This window comes from Streptacidiphilus jeojiensis (assembly GCF_042510965.1).
GTDB lineage: Bacteria > Actinomycetota > Actinomycetes > Streptomycetales > Streptomycetaceae > Streptacidiphilus > Streptacidiphilus jeojiensis.
The window spans coordinates 362136-383147 of sequence record NZ_JBEUKS010000007.1 but is presented as its reverse complement, the minus strand read 5'-3'; the positions used below and the strand labels follow the sequence as shown (position 1 = coordinate 383147).

Annotated in this window: 17 protein-coding genes; 10 read left to right on the top strand and 7 right to left on the bottom strand. The window is 71.6% G+C overall.

What is annotated here, in order from left to right; genetic code table 11:
- Positions 1 to 31: 31 nt before the first annotated feature.
- The 3 genes from ABUW04_RS21605 (at position 32) to ABUW04_RS21595 (ending at position 2689) form a co-directional block, all read left to right on the top strand.
- Entirely contained in the window at positions 32 to 925 is an 894-nt protein-coding gene (locus ABUW04_RS21605; protein WP_030261922.1) for a glycosyltransferase family 2 protein, read from the top strand.
- A 95-nt stretch (positions 926 to 1020) separates the two neighbouring features.
- Positions 1021 to 1914: an ABC transporter permease gene (locus tag ABUW04_RS21600; RefSeq protein WP_030261920.1), complete on the top strand. Its 894-nt coding sequence runs from the start codon at positions 1021 to 1023 to the stop codon at positions 1912 to 1914.
- Positions 1907 to 2689, top strand: coding sequence for an ABC transporter ATP-binding protein (locus ABUW04_RS21595; RefSeq protein WP_030261919.1), 783 nt, complete (start codon positions 1907 to 1909; stop codon positions 2687 to 2689). The genes ABUW04_RS21600 and ABUW04_RS21595 overlap by 8 nt, the downstream gene beginning before the upstream one ends.
- Before the next feature lie 158 nt (positions 2690 to 2847).
- Here the strand turns inward: ABUW04_RS21595 and ABUW04_RS21590 are convergent, their stop codons facing one another.
- Entirely contained in the window at positions 2848 to 3852 is a 1005-nt protein-coding gene (locus ABUW04_RS21590; protein WP_030261917.1) for a cytochrome c oxidase assembly protein, read from the bottom strand.
- 191 nt (positions 3853 to 4043) lie between these two features.
- Between ABUW04_RS21590 and ggt the strand changes: the two genes are divergently transcribed.
- Entirely contained in the window at positions 4044 to 5876 is a 1833-nt protein-coding gene (gene ggt, locus ABUW04_RS21585; protein ID WP_380566275.1) for a gamma-glutamyltransferase, read from the top strand.
- A gap of 104 nt (positions 5877 to 5980) precedes the next feature.
- Positions 5981 to 6811 (top strand): exodeoxyribonuclease III, encoded by an 831-nt coding sequence (locus ABUW04_RS21580; RefSeq protein ID WP_030261912.1) that lies wholly within the window; start codon positions 5981 to 5983, stop codon positions 6809 to 6811.
- Here ABUW04_RS21580 and ABUW04_RS21575 read toward each other — a convergent pair.
- Positions 6736 to 7416, bottom strand: coding sequence for a lysoplasmalogenase (locus tag ABUW04_RS21575; RefSeq protein ID WP_037597299.1), 681 nt, complete (start codon positions 7414 to 7416; stop codon positions 6736 to 6738). The two genes, ABUW04_RS21580 and ABUW04_RS21575, sit on opposite strands and share 76 nt — an antisense overlap.
- Complete coding sequence (locus tag ABUW04_RS21570; RefSeq protein WP_030261909.1) at positions 7413 to 8294, bottom strand: sterol desaturase family protein; 882 nt, start codon at positions 8292 to 8294, stop codon at positions 7413 to 7415. Before ABUW04_RS21570 ends, ABUW04_RS21575 begins: the two co-directional genes overlap by 4 nt.
- Before the next feature lie 223 nt (positions 8295 to 8517).
- Here ABUW04_RS21570 and ABUW04_RS21565 point away from each other — a divergent pair, with 223 nt between their 5' ends.
- Positions 8518 to 12543 (top strand): hypothetical protein, encoded by a 4026-nt coding sequence (locus tag ABUW04_RS21565; protein ID WP_380522050.1) that lies wholly within the window; start codon positions 8518 to 8520, stop codon positions 12541 to 12543.
- Between the two features lie 223 nt (positions 12544 to 12766).
- The gene (locus tag ABUW04_RS21560) at positions 12767 to 13447 is read left to right on the top strand and encodes a hypothetical protein (RefSeq protein WP_232242745.1); all 681 of its coding nucleotides are present in this window, start codon (positions 12767 to 12769) and stop codon (positions 13445 to 13447) included.
- An 81-nt stretch (positions 13448 to 13528) separates the two neighbouring features.
- Here the strand turns inward: ABUW04_RS21560 and ABUW04_RS21555 are convergent, their stop codons facing one another.
- The gene (locus tag ABUW04_RS21555; protein WP_380566274.1) at positions 13529 to 13900 is read right to left on the bottom strand and encodes a hypothetical protein; all 372 of its coding nucleotides are present in this window, start codon (positions 13898 to 13900) and stop codon (positions 13529 to 13531) included.
- Between the two features lie 118 nt (positions 13901 to 14018).
- On the opposite strand from ABUW04_RS21555, the gene ABUW04_RS21550 reads away from it, so the two are divergent.
- From ABUW04_RS21550 to ABUW04_RS21540, 3 genes are all read left to right on the top strand, one after another.
- Entirely contained in the window at positions 14019 to 15098 is a 1080-nt protein-coding gene (locus ABUW04_RS21550; protein ID WP_380566273.1) for an NAD(P)H-dependent amine dehydrogenase family protein, read from the top strand.
- Entirely contained in the window at positions 15095 to 15583 is a 489-nt protein-coding gene (locus ABUW04_RS21545) for a carboxymuconolactone decarboxylase family protein (protein ID WP_380566272.1), read from the top strand. The genes ABUW04_RS21550 and ABUW04_RS21545 overlap by 4 nt, the downstream gene beginning before the upstream one ends.
- A 260-nt stretch (positions 15584 to 15843) precedes the next feature.
- On the top strand, positions 15844 to 16947 hold the full coding sequence (locus ABUW04_RS21540) for an intradiol ring-cleavage dioxygenase (protein WP_380566271.1): 1104 nt from the start codon (positions 15844 to 15846) through the stop codon (positions 16945 to 16947).
- A 170-nt stretch (positions 16948 to 17117) separates the two neighbouring features.
- Here the strand turns inward: ABUW04_RS21540 and ABUW04_RS21535 are convergent, their stop codons facing one another.
- The 3 genes from ABUW04_RS21535 to ABUW04_RS21525 form a co-directional block, all read right to left on the bottom strand.
- Positions 17118 to 18329 carry an SMI1/KNR4 family protein gene (locus tag ABUW04_RS21535; RefSeq protein ID WP_380566270.1) on the bottom strand — a complete coding sequence of 404 codons (1212 nt, stop codon included), beginning with the start codon at positions 18327 to 18329 and terminating at the stop codon, positions 17118 to 17120.
- A gap of 89 nt (positions 18330 to 18418) precedes the next feature.
- Entirely contained in the window at positions 18419 to 19678 is a 1260-nt protein-coding gene (locus ABUW04_RS21530; protein WP_030264661.1) for an amidohydrolase family protein, read from the bottom strand.
- On the bottom strand, positions 19675 to 21000 hold the full coding sequence (locus ABUW04_RS21525) for an amidohydrolase family protein (protein ID WP_380566269.1): 1326 nt from the start codon (positions 20998 to 21000) through the stop codon (positions 19675 to 19677). Before ABUW04_RS21525 ends, ABUW04_RS21530 begins: the two co-directional genes overlap by 4 nt.
- Between the last annotated feature and the right edge of the window lie 12 nt (positions 21001 to 21012).

The following is a 21012-nucleotide window of genomic DNA, read 5'->3' as shown; positions in this document are numbered from 1 at the left end:
CGCCCCGGCTCAGGCGAGCGCCCCGGCGGAGATGGGCGCGCCGCTGCGGCTGGGGGCGGTCATCCTCACCCAGGGCACCCGCCCGGTGGAGCTCAAGGCGCTGCTGGACTCCGTCGCCGCCCAGCGCGGCCCCGCCGTGCAGAGCGTGGTGGTCGCCAACGGCGTCCCGCTGGCGGACCTGCCCGAACTGCCGGAGGGCGTCCGGGGCGTGGAGACCGCGGAGAACCTCGGCATCCCCGGCGGGCGCAACGTCGGGATCGAGGCATTCGGCAGCAACGGCTCCGACGTCGACGTGGTGCTCTTCCTGGACGACGACGGGCTGCTGCCGCAGGACGACGACGCCGAGCGGATCCGCGCCGCCTTCACCGCCGAGCCGCGGCTGGGCATCGTCAGCTTCCGCATCGCCGACCCGGAGAGCGGCGAGACCCAGCGCCGGCACGTGCCCCGGCTGCGCGCCGCCGACCCGATGCACTCCTCCAAGGTCACCACCTTCCTGGGCGGCGCCAGCGCCGTCCGCAGCGACGTCTTCGCGACCTCCGGCCAGCTCCCCGGCGAGTTCTTCTACGGCCACGAGGAGACCGACCTGGCCTGGCGCGCCCTGGACGCGGGCTGGGACATCGAGTACCGGGCCGACATCCTGCTGCACCATCCGAAGACCCCGCCGAGCAGGCACGCCGTCTACAACCACAACATCGCCCGGAACCGGGTCTGGCTGGCCCGGCGCAACCTGCCCGCGCTGCTGGTACCGGTGTACACCGGGGTCTGGCTGCTGCTCACCCTGGCCCGGCGCCCCTCCGGGCCCGCGCTCAGGGCCTGGTTCTCCGGCTTCACCGAGGGCTGGCGCACCCCCTGCGGCCCGCGCCGGCCGATCCGCTGGCGCACGGTCTGGCGGATGACCAGGCTGGGGCGCCCGCCGGTGGTCTGACGGTAGGTGAACCTGAGGTGTCCACTACTGCGCCATTCGGTGTTCGTTGCTGCGTCCGTGCTGCTGAGCCTCCGACTGCATGAGAACGTCTGAGGGTGACTGAGTACCACGGCAGCGCGGACACCGCCCTGAGCAGCGCGGCACTGGCGGAGCGCTACGGACTGGCCGTCAGCGGGCGGCGGCCCCCGCTGCTGGAGTACACCCGGAGACTCTGGGGCCGGCGCCATTTCATCGTGGCCTTCGCCACCGCCCGGCTGACCGCGACCTACACGGCGGCCCGGCTGGGACAGGTCTGGCAGGTGATGACTCCGCTGCTCAACGCGGCTGTCTACTACCTGATCTTCGGTCTGCTGCTGGGCACCAACCGGGGAATCCCGAACTTCATCGCGTATCTGTGCACTGGTGTGTTCGTGTTCCAGTTCACCCAGTCGGCAGTGCTTTCGGGCACCCGTTCGATCGCCGACAATCTGGGTCTGATCCGGGCGCTGCACTTCCCCCGGGCCTGCCTGCCGATCGCCTTCACCGTGATCCAGCTGCAGGAACTGCTGTTCTCGATGGGCGTGCTCGGCGTGATCATCCTGGTCACCGGGGAGCCGCTGACGCTGCGCTGGCTGCTGATCCTGCCGATCCTGTTCCTGCAATCGGTGTTCAACGCCGGACTGGCGATGTTCATGGCCCGGATCGGGGCCAAGACCACCGACATGGCCCAGCTGATGCCCTTTCTGATGCGTACCTGGATGTACACCTCGGGTGTCTTCTGGAGCGTCACCACCTTCACCGCCCACGCCCCCAAGTGGGTGGCCGACGTGCTGAACGCCAATCCCGCGCTGATCTTCAACAACCTGATGCGCTACGCGCTGATGGACTCGGTGTCCTCGACCAGCCTGCCGCGCCACGTCTGGCTGTCCAGCCTGGCCTGGTCCCTGGTGGTGGGCCTGGGCGGCTACTTCTTCTTCTGGAAGGCGGAGGAGGAGTACGGCCGTGGCTGACGGCGGGGGCGAGCGGATCCCGACCGTCATCGCGGACCAGGTCCACATCGTCTACAAGATCTACGGTGCCGGTGCCGGTCGTGGTTCGGCGACCTCGGCGCTGTCGCGGATGGTGCGGCGGAAGGCGTCGCCGGCCATTTCCGAGGTGCACGCGGTCCGCGGCATCAGCTTCATCGCCTACAAGGGCGAGGCGGTCGGTCTGATCGGTTCCAACGGGTCAGGGAAGTCGACCACGCTGGCGGCGGTGGCCGGACTGCTGCCGACCGCCTCGGGGTCGATCTACACCGACGGGCAGCCCTCGCTGCTGGGCGTGAATGCGGCGATGATGAACGACCTGACCGGCGAGCGGAACGTGGTGCTGGGCTGCCTGGCGATGGGCATGTCCTACGCCGAGGTGCGGGAGAAGTACCAGGGCATCGTGGACTTCTCCGGGATCAACGAGCGCGGGGACTTCGTCTCGCTGCCGATGCGGACCTACTCGTCGGGTATGGCGGCGCGGCTGCGGTTCTCCATCGCCGCGGCCAAGACCCATGACGTGCTGCTGATCGACGAGGCGCTGTCCACTGGCGACACGGCCTTCCAGCGGCGCAGCGAGCAGCGGATCAAGGAGCTGCGGGAGTCGGCGGGCACGGTGTTCCTGGTGTCGCACAACAACAACTCGATCCGGGACACCTGCGAGCGCACCATCTGGCTGGAGGCCGGGGTGATCCGCGCGGACGGTCCCACCGAGGAGATCCTCGCCGAGTACGAGAAGTACATGAAGGACCGCCGCTAGGGCGTCCCGCCGACTCCCGGCTGCCGCATGTGCCTGGCTGGTCGCGCAGTTCCCCGTGCCCCTGGGGGCTGCAACTGACCCACTGTGAGTAAGTGGCACCTACCTGAGGGGCGCGGGGAACTGCGCGACAAGCCCGCTACGGTCCGCAGCCGAATGCCCTACCCCCGCTGCTCCTGCTGACCGTAGCGGTGGGCGAGGTTGGGGTCGTCCAGCCACCAGGGCCGCATCATGTCCTCGGGTTCGGCGAGCACGCCCTCGGTGCGCTGGCGTTCGTGCCTGGCCTCGGCCTCCTGGTCCAGCTGGGCGTCCACCTCTGCGGTGCGGACCCGCTCCTCCCGGATCACCCGGATGATCAGGGCGATCAGGAAGGGCACCCCGGCGATGTCGCCGAGCCCCCACAGCACCGCCCCGCCCCAGGACTGGTCGGTGCGCGCGGACATGCCCCAGGGCCGGTCCAGCGTCTGCCAGTAGTGCGGCAGCAGCAGGTGCGAGCCGAACACCAGGATGAAACCCAGCGCGGCGTCGAAGATCACCTCGGCCACCGTGATGGTGATCCCGAGCAGCGGGTGGTAGTGCCGGGCCACCGGGTCGATCTGCAGCCGCGGCCAGAAGTAGGCGAGGCCGAACAGCACGAAGCCGACGTGGAAGAGGATGTTGAAACCGGTGCTGGTCAGGGACAGCCGGTACCAGGGGCTGAAGTACAGCAGCCACGGCGGCACGATCAGCAGCACCGTCGACACCAGCGGGAACATCAGCACCTGCGCGGCCCTGCCGCGCAGCGCGGCCCGCAGCCGCTCCCGCATCCGCTCGGGCGCCGCCTCGACCAGTACGGTCACCGGCGCGCCCATGGCCAGCAGCAGCGGCACCACCATCAGCAGCACCACGGCCTGCACCGCGCGGTCGGTGAACAGCACCTTCTCGTAGACGCCGAGTCCGGAGCAGGTGGTGAACACCCACAGCGCCATGCCCAGCAGGTAGGCGAAGCCGCGGCCGAAGGACCAGGTACCGCCGCCGCGCCGGATCCGGGCGACACCGACCAGGTAGCCGACGGTCCCGAGCACCGCCAGGGCCAGCACCACCGGCTCGACCTGCCAGTCGCTGAACACCCGGCCCAGCGTCCAGGCCGGCGGCCCGGAGTAGCCGACTCCCGCCAGTACCGCCATCGCCGTCGCCCTCCTCAGTGCTGCCGTCCGCCGTCGGGCGGCCGTCCACCATCATGACCGACGGCCTCCGGGGCGCCCGCACCGACCCGGTGCTGTCACCCGTGGGAGTTCTTGTGGGATCGCTGTGGACTGTGACGCAATGGTCTGTACACCGTCATCAGGCTCCGCTCCCACCCTCACCGGAGGTACGCATGAGTTCAGCGTTACGCCTGGCCTCACCCCTGCTCGTCGCCGTCGCCCTGGTCGCGACGGCGGGCACGGTCCCGTCCACCGCCGCCGCGCCGTCAGCCGCCGCCCCTTCCGCTGCTCCGGCGGCCAAGCAGCCGGAGGCGGCCGGGTACGGCGGCGCGGTCTCCAGCGTCTCGGCGGAGGCGACCGACATCGGGATCGCGGTGCTCCGCAAGGGCGGCAACGCCGTGGACGCGGCCGTCGCGGCCGCCGCCGCACTGGGCGTCACCGAGCCCTACTCCTCCGGGATCGGCGGCGGCGGGTACTTCGTCTACTACGACGCCCGCACCCACAAGGTCAGCACCCTGGACGGCCGGGAGACCGCACCCCGGACCGCCGACCAGAACCTCTTCATCGGCTCCGACGGCAAACCGCTGGCCTTCGCCGACGCCGTCAGCAGCGGGCTGTCCGTCGGTACCCCCGGGACGGCGCAGACCTGGGCCCGGGCGCTGCAGCTGTGGGGCACCCGCTCCTTCGCCGACTCGCTGAAGCCGGCCGAGAAGCTCGCCGACAAGGGGTTCGTCGTCGACGCCACCTTCGCCCAGCAGACCGCCGCCAACGCCACCCGCTTCGCCGCCTTCCCGGCCACCCGCGCCCTGTTCCTGCCCGGCGGCAAGCCCCCGGCGGTGGGCAGCGTGTTCCGCAACCCGGACCTGGCCGCCACCTACCGCGAGCTGGAGGCCAAGGGCACCGCCGCGCTCTACCAGGGCGACATCGGCCGGGACATCACCTCGCTGGTGCAGAAGCCGCAGGTGGACCCGGCCTCGGGCTGGAACGCCCGGCCGGGGCAGCTGTCCGCCGCCGACCTGGCGGCCTACCGGGTCAAGCAGCAGGCGCCGACCGAGGTCGGCTACCGGGGCCTGGACGTCTACTCCATCGCCCCCTCCTCCAGCGGCGGGACCACCGTCGGCGAGGCGCTGAACATCCTGGAGAACTTCGACCTCAAGGACGCCTCGTCCGCCCAGTACCTGCACGACTACCTGGAGGCCTCCCGGATCGCCTTCGCGGACCGCAACCGCTGGGTGGGCGACCCCAGCCAGGTCGACGTACCGACCCGGGCCCTGCTCTCGCAGCGGTTCGCGGACTCCCGCGCCTGCCTGATCAAGCCGGACTCCAGCCTCACCAGCCCGCTGGCCCCGGCCGACCCCCGGCACCCGTCGAGCGGCTGCTCCACCGCCGGCACCCCGGCGCCGACCACCTACGAGGGCACCAACACCACCCATCTGACGGTCGCCGACCGCTGGGGCAACGTGGTCTCGTACACCCTGACGATCGAGCAGACCGGCGGCGGCGCCATGACCGTCCCGGGTCGCGGCTTCCTGCTCAACAACGAGCTCACCGACTTCGACTTCACCGCCCCGGTCGCCGGGGTGCCCGACCCCAACCTGCCGGCGGCGGGCAAGCGGCCGCGCTCGTCCATGTCGCCGACCATCGTCCTGAAGAACGGGCGCTTCGACTTCGCGCTGGGTTCGCCGGGCGGCTCCACCATCATCACCACCGTGCTGCAGACCCTGCTCGGCCACGTCGACCGCGGCCTGACCCTGGAGCAGGCCATCGCCGCGCCCCGGGTCAGCCAGCGCAACGCGGCCGTCTCGGACGTGGAGCCGGCCTTCCTGGCCACGCCGGACGCGGCGGCACTGACCGCGCTCGGTGAGGCGTTCTCGTCCAGCCCGGCCGAGATCGGCGCGGCGACCGGCATCCAGGCGCTCCCGGACGGACGGCTCCAGGCCGCGGCCGAACCGGTGCGCCGGGGCGGTGGCGCGGCCGCGGTGGTGTGGCCGGTCGGAGCGCAGTAGCGGGCCGCTGTCAGTGGCGGGCGGTAGGTTGATAGCGGCCCACCGCCCGCCGTTCCACCGCCCACTGCCCGCCGTTCCAACGCAAGGAAGCAGAGCTACCACCGATGACCGTCCGCGTCGCCACCTGGAACATCAACTCGGTCAACGCCCGGCTGCCCAAGCTGCTCGAATGGCTGGGCTCGGCCGCGCCCGACGTGCTCTGCCTGCAGGAGCTGAAGTGCGCCACCGACGCCTTCCCCTACGAGGCGGTGCGCGAGCTCGGCTACGAGGCCGCCGCGCACGGCACCGGCCGCTGGAACGGCGTGGCGATCCTCTCCAAGCTGGGCATCGAGGACGTGGTGCGCGGCCTGCCCGACCAGCCCGGCTACCTGGCCGATCCCGCCCCCGACGCCGAGCCCTCGCTGCTGGAGCCCGAGCCCGAGCAGGAGCCCCGGGCCATCGCCGCGACCTGCGGCCCGGTCCGGGTCTGGTCGGTGTACGTGCCCAACGGCCGCGAGGTGGGCCACGCCCACTACGCCTACAAGCTGGAGTGGCTGGCCGCGCTGCGCGACGCGGTGCGTGACGACACCGCCGGCCCCCGCCCGTTCGCCGTCCTCGGCGACTTCAACGTGGCGCCCACCGACCAGGACGTCTGGGACGTCTCCAAGTTCGAGGGCCAGACCCATGTCACCGCCCCGGAGCGGCAGGCCCTGGCCGACCTCCGCGACGTCGGCCTCGCGGACGTCTTCCCGCGCGCCCTCAAGTACGACCACCCCTACACCTTCTGGGACTACCGGGGGCTGGCCTTCCCCAAGAACTACGGCATGCGGATCGACTTCACCTACGCCAACAAGCCCTTCGTGGAGGCGGTCACCGACTCCTACGTGGACCGCGAGGCCCGCAAGGGCAAGGGCACCTCCGACCACGCCCCGGTCGTCGTCGACCTGGCGCTGTAGCGCCCGGACCGGCCGGCGATGCCGGTCGCGAGCAGGTACTGGCCCGTCAGATAGGTCAGCATCACCCAGAAGTCCGCGGCCGGCGGCTGCGGCCAGTGGGCCAGGCCGCTCGCGATCAGGGAGTCGGAGAGCAGGAACAGCCCGCCGCCGAGGCCGGTGCGCGGACCGGCGCAGGCGGAGGTCACGGCGGTGCCGGTGAGCAGCAGGCTGTAGCAGGCCAGCGGGATGCGCAGCCCCGCGTCCAGGTCCGGCCACAGCAGCGTGATCAGCACGGCCCAGGCCACCGCGTAGGGCGCCGCGGTGCGCAGCAGCCGGCGGCGGTCGCGCAGCGCGCCGGTGCGGACGAAGTGGGTGACGTAGCAGGCGTGGGCCACCGCGAAGCCGCCCATGCCGAGCAGGAACCAGTTGCCGCCGAAGATCAGGAAGGTGTCCCCGGCGCAGGACGCGACCAGCGCGCCGAGCAGCAACCGGGGCGCCGCGGTGACCACGGCGGCGGCCAGCACCGGCATCAGCAGCGGCTTGCTGATGTCCCGGGCCAGACCCCAGCCGAGCAGGACGAACACGAGGTGGGCGAGGGACAGCGCCGCGTACGCACGCAGCCTCACGCGGCGACCTTGGCTTCCTGCGCGGACGCCTGCCGCTCTGTCAGGTCGGCCGGCTGCCAGCCGGGGCCCCGGAACAGGTACCCGGCCCGCTCGCGCCAGTTGCGCGCGGCGGCCAGGTCGCGGCCGATCGCGGCGTACTCGTGGGTGGCCACCCGCAGCGGGTTGAAGGTGCTGATGTTCTTGGTCAGCCCGTACACGGGCCGGTCGCCCTCGGCGGTGAAGCTGCCGAACAGCCGGTCCCAGACGATCAGGATCCCGCCGAAGTTGCGGTCCAGGTAGCCGCCCTGCGAGGCATGGTGAACCCGGTGGTGCGAGGGGGTGTTCAACACGAACTCCACCGGGCGGGGCAGCTTGTCGATCCGCTCGGTGTGGATCCAGAACTGGTACACCAGATTGACGGAGGAACAGAACGCCACGGCGGCGGGGGAGACCCCGAGCACCACCAGCGGCAAGTAGAAGATCCCGAAGGTCAGGTCCGTCCACGGCTGCCGCAGCGCGGTGGACAGGTTGTAGTGCCTGCTGGAGTGGTGCACCACGTGCTGCGCCCAGAGCAGCCGCACCCGGTGCGTGCTCCGGTGCGACCAGTAGTAGCAGAGGTCCTGCCCGAGCAGCATCAACGGCACCGTGGTCCACCACAGCACCGGCACCCGCAGCGGCGTCAGCGCGTACACCAGGTTGTACAGCGCGAACGCCGGGATCTTCCACCCCAGATTGGTCACCAGACTCCCCAGCCCCATGGTCAGACTGGTGGCGGTGTCCTTCCCGGCGTACCCCTGCTCGTCCTCGTCCGGATGGACCAGGAACGACACCATCTCGACGATGGTCAACAGGACGAAGGCGGGCACGGACCAGAGCACGGCATCGGGCAGGTTCGGCATGAACGGGAGCGTAGAGCCGCAGAGAACCCCTGTACAGGGGTTGTTACCGACGCGTAGGCGCCGGACCGGGTCGGGCTCGGCGGTCAGCGGCCGTCCCCGCTCCCGGATGGGCTGGGGTGCCCGCTCGGTACTCGAACGGCCTTGCTAGGATCCCGCTGCCCTATGCGGCTCCTGTGGCTGTCACAGGAGCGGGGTGAGCGGTATCCAGGGGGAAGGCGCCATCATGCCACCGTCCACGACCCGCGGAGCCAGGCGCCTGCCCGGGCTCTGTGTCCTGCTGCTGTGCGTCCTCGCCGCACTCATCGGTCCGACCGGAGTCGCCTACGGGGCCGCGACCCAGCCCGCCGGGGGCACCAGCAGTACGGCTGCCGCTGCCGCACCGGCAGCCGCCGGCGGTAGTGCGACGGCGAAGACCACAGGTCAGGCCGGGCCCGCGAAGGCGGCCAAGGCGGCCAAGGCCACGGCGGCGGTCAAGCCGACGGCACCGGCCAAGGCACAGCTCCCGGCCCGGCCCGCGGACGAGCAGAAGCTCCGCGCGGCCGCGGTGCACAGCGCCCTCGCGCACACCGCCGCCGTCCCGGACACCTGCTCCGGCACCGTCGTGACGGACACCGTGTACCCCTGCACCTCGCCCGCGGCCGCAGGCACCGACAGCTACACGCTGACCCTCCCCTCGGCGACCGACCTGCTGCTGGTGCGCGCCGCAGGGACCGACGGCAACATGCTGCCGATCAGCGTCATCGGGCCCGACGGCAGCGCCGTCGGCTGCCGGCAGCCCAACTGGTTCCAGATCCCGCAGTGCCCGACCGCCCAGGCCGGCAGCTACACCGTGCAGGTCCAGAACCAGGGCGTCGCCTCCTACACGCTGGCGTTGACCGCGCTGCTCTCCGACACCACCTGCGCCGTCGCCGACCCCTCGTTCGCCGCTCCGGCACTGCACTCCCCGCTCGCCGCGGGGGCCACCGGCGCCTGCTACACGCTGGCCATGGCCAGCGGCAGTGTGCTGCACGCCGCCGTGGCGTCGGCGCAGTTCCTCCAGCCGATCGTGGCCGTCTTCGACGCCACCGGCGCCCAGGTCTGCATCGACGACCTGGGTGACTGCACCCTGACCGGCACGGCCCCCTACCGGGTGCTGGCCGGTGACACCTACGGCAACGCCGACACCCTCTCCCTGCAGCTCAACAGCGTCACCCAGCCGCAGGGCTGTCTGACGGTGGCTCAGCAGACCTACGGAACCGTGCCGGACACCACGTCCACGGTGCGCTGCAGCGCACTGCACGTCAGCACCGCGGGGCAGTACCAGATCCATGCGGTGACCCCGGACGACGCCGGCGTCGGCAGCACCCTCTACCTCCCCGGCGGCACACCGACCTGCAGCAACTCCGGCCCGTTCTGCCAACTCGCCGTCGGTGACTACAACCTCGTGGTGAGCGTGGACCCGGCCGTCACCGCGCACGTCGGCACGGTCTTCATCGCGGCGAACGAGAGTCGCGGCTGCACGACGACCGGTGACACCGACTTCGCGAGCGGTGCCGCCACGGGCGGCTTCCAGGGCGTCGGCGAGGAGGTCTGCCTGACCCTGCCGACGGCCTCCGGGCGGGCGGACTACATGTTCGACGAGCCCGCCGCCGACGGGAACACCGTGCCGACGCAGGTCGTCGACGCGACCGGTGTACCGCAGTGCCCGAACGCCGACTTCAGCTACGCGATCTGCACGTTGAGCGGTACCGCGCCGTTCCGGGCGGTCCTGTCGGCGCAGGCGTTCAACACCTCCTACCGGCTGCTGGTGCAGCGGACCGACTCCGCAGCCGGATGCGCGGTCTGGCCCCAGTCCGGCTACGGCGGCTCCTGGGGTGCCCAGGTCACGCTGACGGCCTCGAACAAGGTCGGATGCCTGAGCATCCCGGCGAACCAGCACTCCACCGGGGAGATGATCGACTACACCAACACCGCGAACCAGGTGAACGGGTCGATCAACGTCTACGACCCCACCGGCAAGCAGATCTGCTTCGGCAACAGCACAGGCATCTGCTCCTACACCCCGGGAGTCGCCTACACCGCGCTGGTGTCAACCGTCGGCAGCGGTGACACCTACCGGGTGGTGCGCCGCGACGTCTCGCAGACGGCCTCGTGCTCCGCGCCGGTCTCCACCACGGTCGGCGGACCGTCCACCGCGCATGTGCTGATTTCCGCCCTGGACACCGTCTGCGAGCGGGTCACCGCGGCGGCCGCCGACAAGCTCTGGATCGACGTGCGCGCCACTGCTCCGCACCCGGCTGGTGCGGTGCTGCAGGTCGCGGACGCCAAGGGCGCCATCGTCTGCCGCCAGTGGGGTGTCTCCTGCCAGGTCACCGGATCGACCTCGTACCAGGTCATCGTGACCGCCGAGAACTACTCGGGGATCGGGATCTCCGCCCATGTGGACACCTGGCGGGTGGGCACCGCGGCCGGATGGGCTCCGCAGTGCACCGCGCACCCGTTGTCCGTGAACGGCTTCGGCCCGCAGAGCGGCACCCTCACCGAGACCACGACCGCCTACTGCGCGGTGGTCCAGATGAAGCCCTCGCAGACGATCGGGGTGTACGGATCGGGCTCGGGCCTTCCGTGGGTGAGCGTTTCCGCCAGCGGTTCCTGGACCGACCCCATCGGGCTCTGCCACGGCGACAACGTGGGCAGCTTCAGTTACAGCTGCGGCACCCAGTCGACCGACCCGGCCGGGCAGGAGGTTCTGCTGGTCACTCCCTACACGTCAGCGACCCCGTTCTCCTACTACCTCCAGGGCGTCTGCCGGAGCGGCTGCACCCGTCCCCCGGCCGCGACGCTGAGCTCGGTCTCGCCGGCCGTCGGGCCGGCCGGGAGCGTCGACCAGGTGGTGCTGCACGGCACCGGTCTGAGCATGGGCACCGCGGTGTCACTCGCCACCGGCGGCATCAGCGCGGGCAACTACCGGCCGGTGTCCGTCAACTCGTCAGGTACCGCGCTGACCGGACAGCTGATCACCTACGGCGTCAGTCCGGGCAGCTATGACCTGGTGCTGGACGGCGCGAGCTACGTCCCGGGGACGCCGTCGCCGGGCTACCTGCCGGCGGCCTTCCGGGTCACGGCCGCACCGACCGTTCCGCCCGGCAGCCGGCTGGTTCCGGTTGGTCCTTCGCGGATCCTGGACACGCGGTCGGGTAGGGGTGCGTCGAAGGCGCGGGTTGTCGCGGGTGGGACGGTGCGGTTGCAGGTGGCGGGTGTGGCGGGGGTTCCGTCGAGTGGGGTGACGGCGGTTGCGATGAATGTGACGGCGGTGGCTCCGGTGGGTGCGGGCTATGTGACGGTGTTTCCGGACGGGCAGTCGCGGCCGACGGTGTCGAACCTGAACTTCGCTGCGGGGCAGACGATTCCCAATCTGGTGATGGTTCCGGTGGTGGACGGCAAGGTGGACCTGTACAACGGTTCCGGCGGTGCGGTCGACCTGCTGGCCGACATCACCGGCTACTACACCGCGGGTGGCCAGGGCTCCGCGCTCACCACGGTTGGTCCTTCGCGGATCCTGGACACGCGGTCGGGTAGGGGTGCGTCGAAGGCGCGGGTTGTCGCGGGTGGGACGGTGCGGTTGCAGGTGGCGGGTGTGGCGGGGGTTCCGTCGAGTGGGGTGACGGCGGTTGCGATGAATGTGACGGCGGTGGCTCCGGTGGGTGCGGGCTATGTGACGGTGTTTCCGGACGGGCAGTCGCGGCCGACGGTGTCGAACCTGAACTTCGCTGCGGGGCAGACGATTCCCAATCTGGTGATGGTTCCGGTGGTGGACGGCAAGGTGGACCTGTACAACGGTTCCGGCGGAGCGGTCGACCTGCTGGCCGACATCGCCGGCTACTACTCCGCCGCCGGCTCCACCTTCCAGGCCGTCTCCCCGATCCGGGGGATGGACACCCGGAGCGGGGCCGGCGGCGCCGGGGGAGCGATCGCCCCGGGCACCGCGGCGGTGCTGAACATCTCCGATCTGCCCGGGGCGCCGGTCGCGAGCAATGTCATCTCCGTCGTCCTGAACGTGACCGTCACCGCTCCCCAGAAGGCCGGATACGTCACCGTGCTTCCGGACGGCCAGCCCCTGCCGACCGTGTCGAACCTCAACTTCAGCGCCGGACAGACCATCCCCAACCTGGTGGTGGTCCCCGTCGTGGACGGAGCGATCGACTTCTACAACGGCTCCGGCGGAACGGTCCAGGTCATCGCCGACGTGGACGGCTGGTACACCTCGTAGCGCAGACCATGTGCCGTCCGGGCTCCCGCATTGGGGGCCCGGACGGCCGCCGTCGCCGGGCTGCTGCCGGCAATGGGCGGTCTAAGCTGCGTTCCTCGGATCTTGGGAGGATCGTATGAGCGCAGACGCGCGAGGCTGGGCGGTGCAGCCGTGGCCGCCGGCATTGCCGTCCGCCACTGTCGACGCAGACCGGTTGGACCGGTTGGCGCGGCGGGCTCGGGCTGTGCGCAGGGCGACCGCTGTGCCGTTCTGGGCGGTGTTCGTCTCCGGGGCGCTGGTGCTGCCCTGGACCGTCCTCGGCGATCTCAGCGGGTGGCAGGCATTGAGCCCCGTTCTCACTCTGCCGGTCAGCGCTGTGCTGTTCATGGTCAGGGCCGTCCCCACGCACCGCTTTCTCTCCGCTGCGAGGTCCGGGCCGCAGAGGGTGTACGTCGGCAGCTTCGCCGAGCTGCGCGGCGAGCGCCGGGCGCCGACGGTAGCGGCGGCTGTGGGCGTCCTGCTCGCGCCGCTGCTGCTGATGGCGCCGGTCAGTGCCTTCGCCAGGCAGCTGGTGCCCACCACCCCCGTCACCGCCACCGTCTCCCAGTGCGTCCTGAAGGGCGGCCGGAACAGTCCTGCGGTGGAGTGCGACGGCAGCTGGGTGGTCGCGGGGCACGTCTACCGGGGCGAACTTCCCGAGCGCACCGCCCGCCCCGGCGACCAGCTGCCCATCCTGGTCCGCAGCGACGATCCGACCAAGGTGTTCGGTGCGCAGAACTTCCAGAACACCGCGACCGGTGTCGTCTTCGGCCTGGTCGGCCTGGCCATGGGCCTGGCCGGAGCCTGGACGCTGCGGCAGCGTTGCCGCTGGCTCGCCGGAGTGTTCCGCGCCCGCCTCGCCGCCGACGCCGCCCCTCCGGTCTGAGGAGAGGGGCCGGCTCCTCGACGGTCGGCCCACCCGACGGCACCCCGGAGGGCGCGGTCGAGGTGGTCCCCGGACCGGGCCTCACCGGTCGGACCCGGCCTTGGCCGCGTCGGTTGCCGCGCGTTGTTGGGCCAGGTACTCGTCCACGGTGATCTTCTTGGCGGGGGCTCGTCCTGGGGCGGTGCCGCCGTCGCCCGCGTGGTCCCTGAGGTCGCGTCGCAGCAGTGTCCACCAGGCGACGAGCACCAGCAGCGCGAACAGCCACCACTGGATCGCGAGCGACGCGAACGGGACCACCGGCGCACTGACGTTGGCGTTGATGATCCTGTCGCTGCGGCTGGTCTGCTGGTAGCGGTGGAACTGCCAGACGCCGAGCTCGCCCAGCACCGGAACCAGGGCGGCGAAGACCAGCGTCAGCACTACCCAGCGCCGGGTCAGCAGGATGCGGATCACGCCATGACGCTACCCTCGCCTTTCCGCCCACCGGCGCCAGGGGCCTGGGGCCTGGGGATCAGGTTTTGCCTGTGTCGCGGCTATGGGAACCGCGAGGCCCTGCGGTTAGCCTCCGGGCATGATTTCCACGGTGGTCTGGGGGACCGGGAACCTCGGGCGGGCGGCGGTGCGGGCGGTGGCCGCCCACCCCGGCCTGGAACTCACGGCGGTGCTCGTGCACGACCCGGCCAAGGTCGGCCGGGACGCGGGCGAACTGTCCGGGCTCGGGCGGCGGTTGGGGGTGGCAGCCACCGACGACGTCGCGGCGGTGCTGGCCGCGCACCCGCAGGCGGTGGTCTACGCGGCGACCGGCGACATCCGCCCCGACGAGGCCCTGGCCGATGTGCTGCTGGCCGTCCGGGCGGGAGCGGTGGTGGTCACCTCCGCGCTCTACCCGCTCTACGACCCGCGCAGCGCCCCACCCGAGTTCCGCGATCCGGTGCTGGCCGCGATCGCCGAGGGCGGCGGCTCGCTGCTGGTCTCCGGCGTGGACCCCGGCTGGGCCAACGACGTACTGCCGCTGCTGGTCAGCGGGTTGGGCAGCACCGTGGACGCGATCCGCTGCCAGGAGATCTTCGACTACTCCAGCTACGACCAGCCGGACTCGGTGCGCTACCTGGTCGGCATGGGCCAGCCGATGGACTACGAGCCGCCGATGCTGGCCCCCGGGATACCGACCATGGTCTGGGGCGGCCAACTGCGGCTCCTGGCCCGGGCACTGGGGGTCGAGCTCGACGAGGTCAGGGAGCAGGTCGAACGCCGGGCGCTGGAGACCACGGTCGCCACCCGGACCATGGGCGAGTTCGAGGCGGGCACCCAGGGGGCGGTCCGCTTCGAGGTGCAGGGCGTCGTCGACGGCCAGGTCCGCCTGGTGGTCGAGCACATCACCCGGATCCACCCCGGCTGCGCCCCGGACTGGCCCACACCGCCGGACGACCACGGCGCCCACCGTGTCGTCGTCGAGGGCCGGCCGCGGATCGAGGTCACCGTCACCGCCTCCGACGAGGGCGAGAACCGCTCCGCCGGGGGCAACGCCACCGCCGCGGGCCGCCTGGTCAACGCCGTCGACTGGCTGGTCCAGGCCGGACCCGGCCTCTACGACGCGCTGGACGTGCCGCTGCGGCCCGCCGTCGGCCGACTCGGAGGGAAGCAAGGATGATCGTCGACATTCCGCAGGACAAGGACCCCATCGCCTACGTCTGGGGCGAGCTGGTGCCCGGCATCGGGGTCGCCGCGGCTGGCTTCTCGCTGGCCGTCTACGAGCACACCACGCTCGGCCTGCGCGAGTTCGAGGCCGCGCGGCTGCGCATCGCGCAGATCAACGGCTGCCTGTTCTGCCTGGACTGGCGTACCGAGCGCGACGGGGCGACGGTCGAGCCGGAGTTCCTCGACGCTGTCGCCGACTGGCGCACCGCTGAGGCCTTCGACGACCGCACCCGGCTGGCCGCCGAGTACGCGGAGCGCTACGCCACCGACCACCACGGCATCGACGACGCCTTCTGGTCCAGGATGCTCACGCACTACACCCAGGCCGAGGTCGTCGAGCTCACCATGTGCCTCGGCTCCTGGCTCGCCTTCGGCCGTCTCAACCACGTCCTCGGCCTGGACGCCGTCTGCGTCCTCCCCAGCCACCACGCCGGCTGAGCCGGACCACGGGCAGCACCGGTCAGGTCCGTGACCTGACGGTGGCACCGGTCAGTCCGTGAGGCCCACCCGCACGGTCCTCACCGCCTTGATGAACCCCGCTCGGGTGGACACCCGACAGCGGCGCCGCTCTGCGAGAAGGGCCGACCCCGAGCTCGCCTCGAGGGTCGGCCCCGGCAGTGGGCGCGGAGCAGCCGTCTGCTTATGTTCTGCTAACGTCTACACATGGCCATGACAGGCTAGCTTCATAGGGTCAGGGTATGACTAAGCGTCAACTCACCCACACGGAGCGGACCACAGCGTCCGTCCCCACCAGCCGCCGCAAGATCCTGACGCTGGGCGGTGCCGGGATCGCGCTGGGGGCAGCGGGACTCGCCGCGCCCGGGGCCCTGGACTCGGCCTTCGCCGCCGAGGCCGAGCAGGCCGGAGGCAAGAAGGGAAAGCCCAAGGGGCCGGCCACCACCTGCGCCCTCACCGAGGAGGTCACCGAGGGCCCGTACTACATCGATGACGAGGCGATCCGTTCCGACATCACCGAGGACCGGACCGGGGTGCCGCTGCGGTTGCGGCTGACCGTCCTCGACACCGAGCACTGCCGTCCGCTGCGGAACGCGGCGGTCGAGATCTGGCACTGCGACGCCACCGGCGACTACTCCGGCTTCATCGGCTGGCAGAGCCTCGGCGGTGGTGGCGGCGGAGCTGCTCCCACCGGCACTCCGCCGACGGGTGCCCCGCCCACCGGGTCCGCTTCGGACTCGCCGTCCGCTTCGGACTCGGCGTCCGCGACGAGCACCGACACCGCAGCGGCCTCCGCCTCCGCCTCCGCCTCCGCGAGTTCTTCCGGCGGGCCCGGGACCACGACCAGCACCGGGGGTTCCAACACGCCCACCGACGAGTACCGCTGGTTGCGCGGGGTGCTGTTCACCAATGAGCACGGGCAGGTGGAGTTCAAGACCATCTACCCGGGCTGGTACATCCCCCGTGCCATCCACATCCACGTCAAGGTCCACACCGGTGGGCAGCGGGTCAAGCGGCACTACATCGGCGGCACCTCGGTCCACACCGGCCAGCTCTTCTTCCCGGAGGAGGTGACCACGGTCGTGGCCGCCTCCGATCCGTACGTTACGCACACCGCCGAGCGCACCGTGCTCAGCGAGGACATGGTCTACGACGGCGGCGGGGTCACCTCGGGCCTGCTCACTGTGGTCAAGCGGACCAACGGCAGGCACCACAGCGAGTGGAAGCTGTCGGACGGTTACCTGGCCACCCTGGACCTGGGTGTCACCACGTCGACGTCCTCCACCACGGCGTCCGCACCGGCGGCGCCCTCGGCCTCGGCCACCGCTTCGGCCACCACCACCTGAGTCGGTCCTGAGGGCCGGTGCTGCCCTCGCGGCACCGCCGTCGTGTCCCGGACGTCCGCGTCGCGCTGACGTCCGGGGCCACGTCCGTCACCAGACCCGGACCGAGCCTCCCTTGGCCACACCCAGTGCGCTGACGGGCGTTCAGTTCGGGAGCATCGGCAGGCCCCGATCTACCGGCTTTCCCGGGGCCGGGGGCGCGGGGTGGTCAGGATCTGGCGGCCTCGGTCAGGGGTGATCAACTGGGCCAGTATCGGGTCGGCGAGCAGCGAGACCGGGGCGATGTGGTCGTCGTCCACCGGGCGCCACAGCTGTAGTGCGGTCAGCAGGTCGGGCCAGGCGTCGTCGCCGGGGCGGTCGGTGACGGCGTGTACGGCTGCGTCAAAATCGGGTGCGCCGAAGGAGAGGCGGAAGCCGGGTTCGGCGGCTCGTGCCTCGTAGTCGGCGATGAGCGCTCGTACCGGTTCGGGGGCGTGCTCCTTGAGGCGGGGAAGAGGGCGCAGGTCGTGGGGTGCCGCGAGCTGGTCGTGCCGGAGCAGCAGCGGCAGCAGCTCGGTGGCGAACAGCGGACCGAGGAGCAGGTCGTCCAGGTGCGGGCGGTACCAGAGCGTGCCGGCGATGTGGCGGCGCCAGTCGCCGAGCAGCATCTTCATCTGCAGGCTCAGCACGTCGGCGCGATCCCGCCCGAACGCGTGGGCCCGGGCGAACACCTCCAGGGGTGCGTCGACCTCGCCGGTCAGCGCTTCCTGGCGGGCGCGCTCGACCTCCGCGTCCCAGTGGTCCCGGGTGGCGCCGGGCGGTCTGCGCAGGGCGTGGAAGGACATCCACTGCCGCTGCATGAGGTCGACGAAGGAGTTGCATCGCTCCGGTCCGCGGCCGGACCAGGAGGCGAGCCAGTAGGCCGCCCACTCGCCCTGCTCGTCCACGTCCTCGGGGTCGAGGAGCATCACCGCCGCGTCGCCCTCGAGCGACAGGCGCAGGGAGCGGGCGAGGACGCGCGCCTCGTGGGCGGTGGGGTCCTCCTCGACACCGTTCTCCTCCTCGTCGTCCTCGTCTTCGACCAGGTCCTCCCAGGCGTCGATCCAGGTGCGGTCGTCGGTGTCCCTGAGCCAGTCCAGTTCGGTGGTGCCGGCCAGCCGGTAGATGAAGTTGCCCGCGTCCCGCCAGCCGTTGGTGACCAGCAGGAACTCCCTGAGCGAGGGCGGCAGTCGGCGGCCCAGCCGGGCCTCGGCCGCGGCCAGTTCGGCCTCGCTTGCCGGCCCGAAGCCGAGCCAGGCGTCGCGCACCACCTCCTCGTCGAGGGGCGCGTCCCGGTCCGGGTCGCGCCCGGCGATCCACTCCCCGCTCCACTGCTCCAGGAACGGCCGCCACATCTCACGGTCCATCAAGGTCACCCCGTCCGTCGCCCCGACTGTCGGACCCCACCCCATCACAGGGGTCCGACATCCGACGGACCGTCCGTCACCGGACGCCGTTACCAGACCCGGACCGAGCCTCCCTTGGCGAAGGCCGGGCTGGTGGCGCCGGGTGGGGGCGTGGGGAGGGGTTGGGCGACGTCGCTGACCAGGGGGCCGGTCTTGGCGGCGAGGGCGTCCAGGGCGGGGAGGTCGAAGCCGTAGACGCGGGCGGCGTTGCCGCCGACCATGGCGGCGACCTCGTGGTACGGCAGGCCCGCGTAGGCGGTGCGCAGGGCCTCGGTGGTGTAGGGCCAGGTGCCCTCGTCGTGCGGGAAGTCGCTGCCCCACATGATCTTGTCGAGGCCGATCCGCTCGCGCAGCGGCACCTCGTGGGCGCGCATGAAGCTGGCGCCGACGAAGCAGTTGGACTCCCAGACCGCGCGCGGACCCGCGCCCATCGCCTCGGCCAGCCCAGCCCCGAACTTGGACTCCGCGGTCGCGGCCCGGGTGGCCGCCCCGACCAGCCGTCCGTGGTAGTAGTCCAGCATGTCCAGCACGCCCGGGATCCAGCCGGAGCCCTGCTCGGTGAGGACCAGCCGCAGGCCCGGGTGACGCCTGAAGGCGCCGCCGAACACCAGGTGCCACAGCGCCCGGTGCGAGAACCAGGTGGTCTCCACCATGAACACCGCCCGGGCGGCCGGCTCCTCGCCCAGCACCGGTCCGGCCGAGCCGCCGTGGTGGTTGACCGGGACGCCGAGCTCCGCGCAGACCGCCCAGAGCGGGTCGTACGCCGTGGAGTACAGCTCGGGGACCGGCGACCCGGGCGGGACGCCGGGCAGGACCACCCCGCCGGTGAGCCCGGCGGCGTGGCAGCGGCGGACCTCGGCGACGGCCGCGTCGACGTCGTTGAGCAGTACCTGGAAGGTCCCGGCCCGGCGGCCCGGCGCCAGCGAGCAGAAGTCGGCCATCCAGCGGTTGTGGGCCTGCAGCCCGGCCCAGCGCAGTCGGTACTCCTCGGGGGTGGGCACCGCCGCGGTGAGCGAGGTGCTGGGGTAGAACGGTGGGACGGTGTTGGGGAAGACCACCTCTGCGACGATGCCGTCCTGCTCCAGCTCGGCGAGCCGGCGGTCGGAGTCCCAGTTGCGGTCGGCCTCGGGGGCCTGGAGGTCGGCGAAGGGGTTGACGTAGGTCGCGGCCCAGGCGTCGAAGTCCTCGTGGTGCCGCGGGTCCAGGTAGGGGCGGTAGTCCAGCAGGTCGGCCCCGGCGTGGCAGTCGGCCGAGACGACGGTGTAACGCTCGGGCGGAGCGGTGTCCTGACGGTCTTGACGGTCCGTCACAGCGTGCTCCCCTCGGTCGGGGCCGTCGTGCCGATGAAGGGGAAGTCGTGCCCGGTCAGCCAGTGCCGGCCCACCTCCCCGGCGGGTGCCCAGGCGGCGCGCACCGCGGACTGGTCCTCGGGCTGGCCCAACTCCGCCGGGGTGGGGCCGATCCGGCGGGCGATCGGGGCCAGCCGGTCGGTGTCGAAGCCGAAGACCTCGGCGCAGGACAGCCCCAGCATCCGCCGGGTCTCCTCGATCGGGACGTCGTGGAAGGTGGTGCGCATCCACTGCCGGGTGTTCGGCCAGGTGCCCTCGGGGTGCGGGAAGTCGCTGCCCCAGCAGATGTTGTCCACGCCGATCTCGTAGCGGTGCGCCAGCTCGCGCCGTTTGGTGTTGGTCGCGGCGATGAAGCAGTTGCGGTCGACGTAGGCGCTCGGAGCCATCGTCAGCTCGGAGAACGGCGACAGCTTCTTCCCGCCGTGCGCGCCCAGGTACAGCCGATCCATGAACCACAGCAGGTTGGGCAGCCACCAGCAGCCCGACTCGGCCACCCCGAAGCGCAGCCCCGGGAAGCGCTCGAACACGCCTGACCAGAGCAGGAACCACAGCGGACGGGACGGCCAGAAGGTCACCTCGGTGACGTAGATGCCCAGGTGGTCGCCGTACTCGTGGCGCGGGGCGGCGCCGGAGTGGGTGACCACCGGCATCCGCAGCTCCTCGCAGACCGCCCAGACCGGGTCGTAGCGGCGGTCGTGGTAAGGCGGCCCGTCGACCCACATCGAGGGGATCATCACGGCGCGCAGCCCGGAGGCGTGCGCCCGGCGCACCTCGGCGACGACCGCCTCCACCTCGGCGGTGATCGGCAGCAGCGCCACCCCGGCGTGCCGCTCCGGCTCGGCGCTGTCGCGGATGAACTCCGCCAGCCAGCGGTTGTGGGCCTTGGCGCCGGCCATGCCCAGCACCGGGTCCTGGTCGCCGCTCAGCCCCAGGCCGACGCCGAAGGGGGCGGCGGTCCGGCTGTCCACGGCGTCCGCGTCCGGGAAGACCACCTCGCCGGCGACCCCGTCGCCGTCCAGCTCCTTGTCGCGCTGGGCCGCGTCCCAGCCGCCGCGCAGGCCCTCCTCGTGGTCCTCGAACCACTTCTGCGCGAAGGCCTCGTTGCGCACCCCGAGCCGGGTCGCCTGCTCGCGCCGGTGCGCGGCCTCGGCCAGGAAGCCGTCGAAGGCCTCGTGGTGCGCGGCCTCCAGGTAGGGCCGGTACTGTTCGGTCGGCAGCCCGGCGTGGCAGTCCGAGGAGACGATCAGGTAGGGCTCCGAGTAACCTTCTTGACGTACCGTCATCAGTCATCTCCG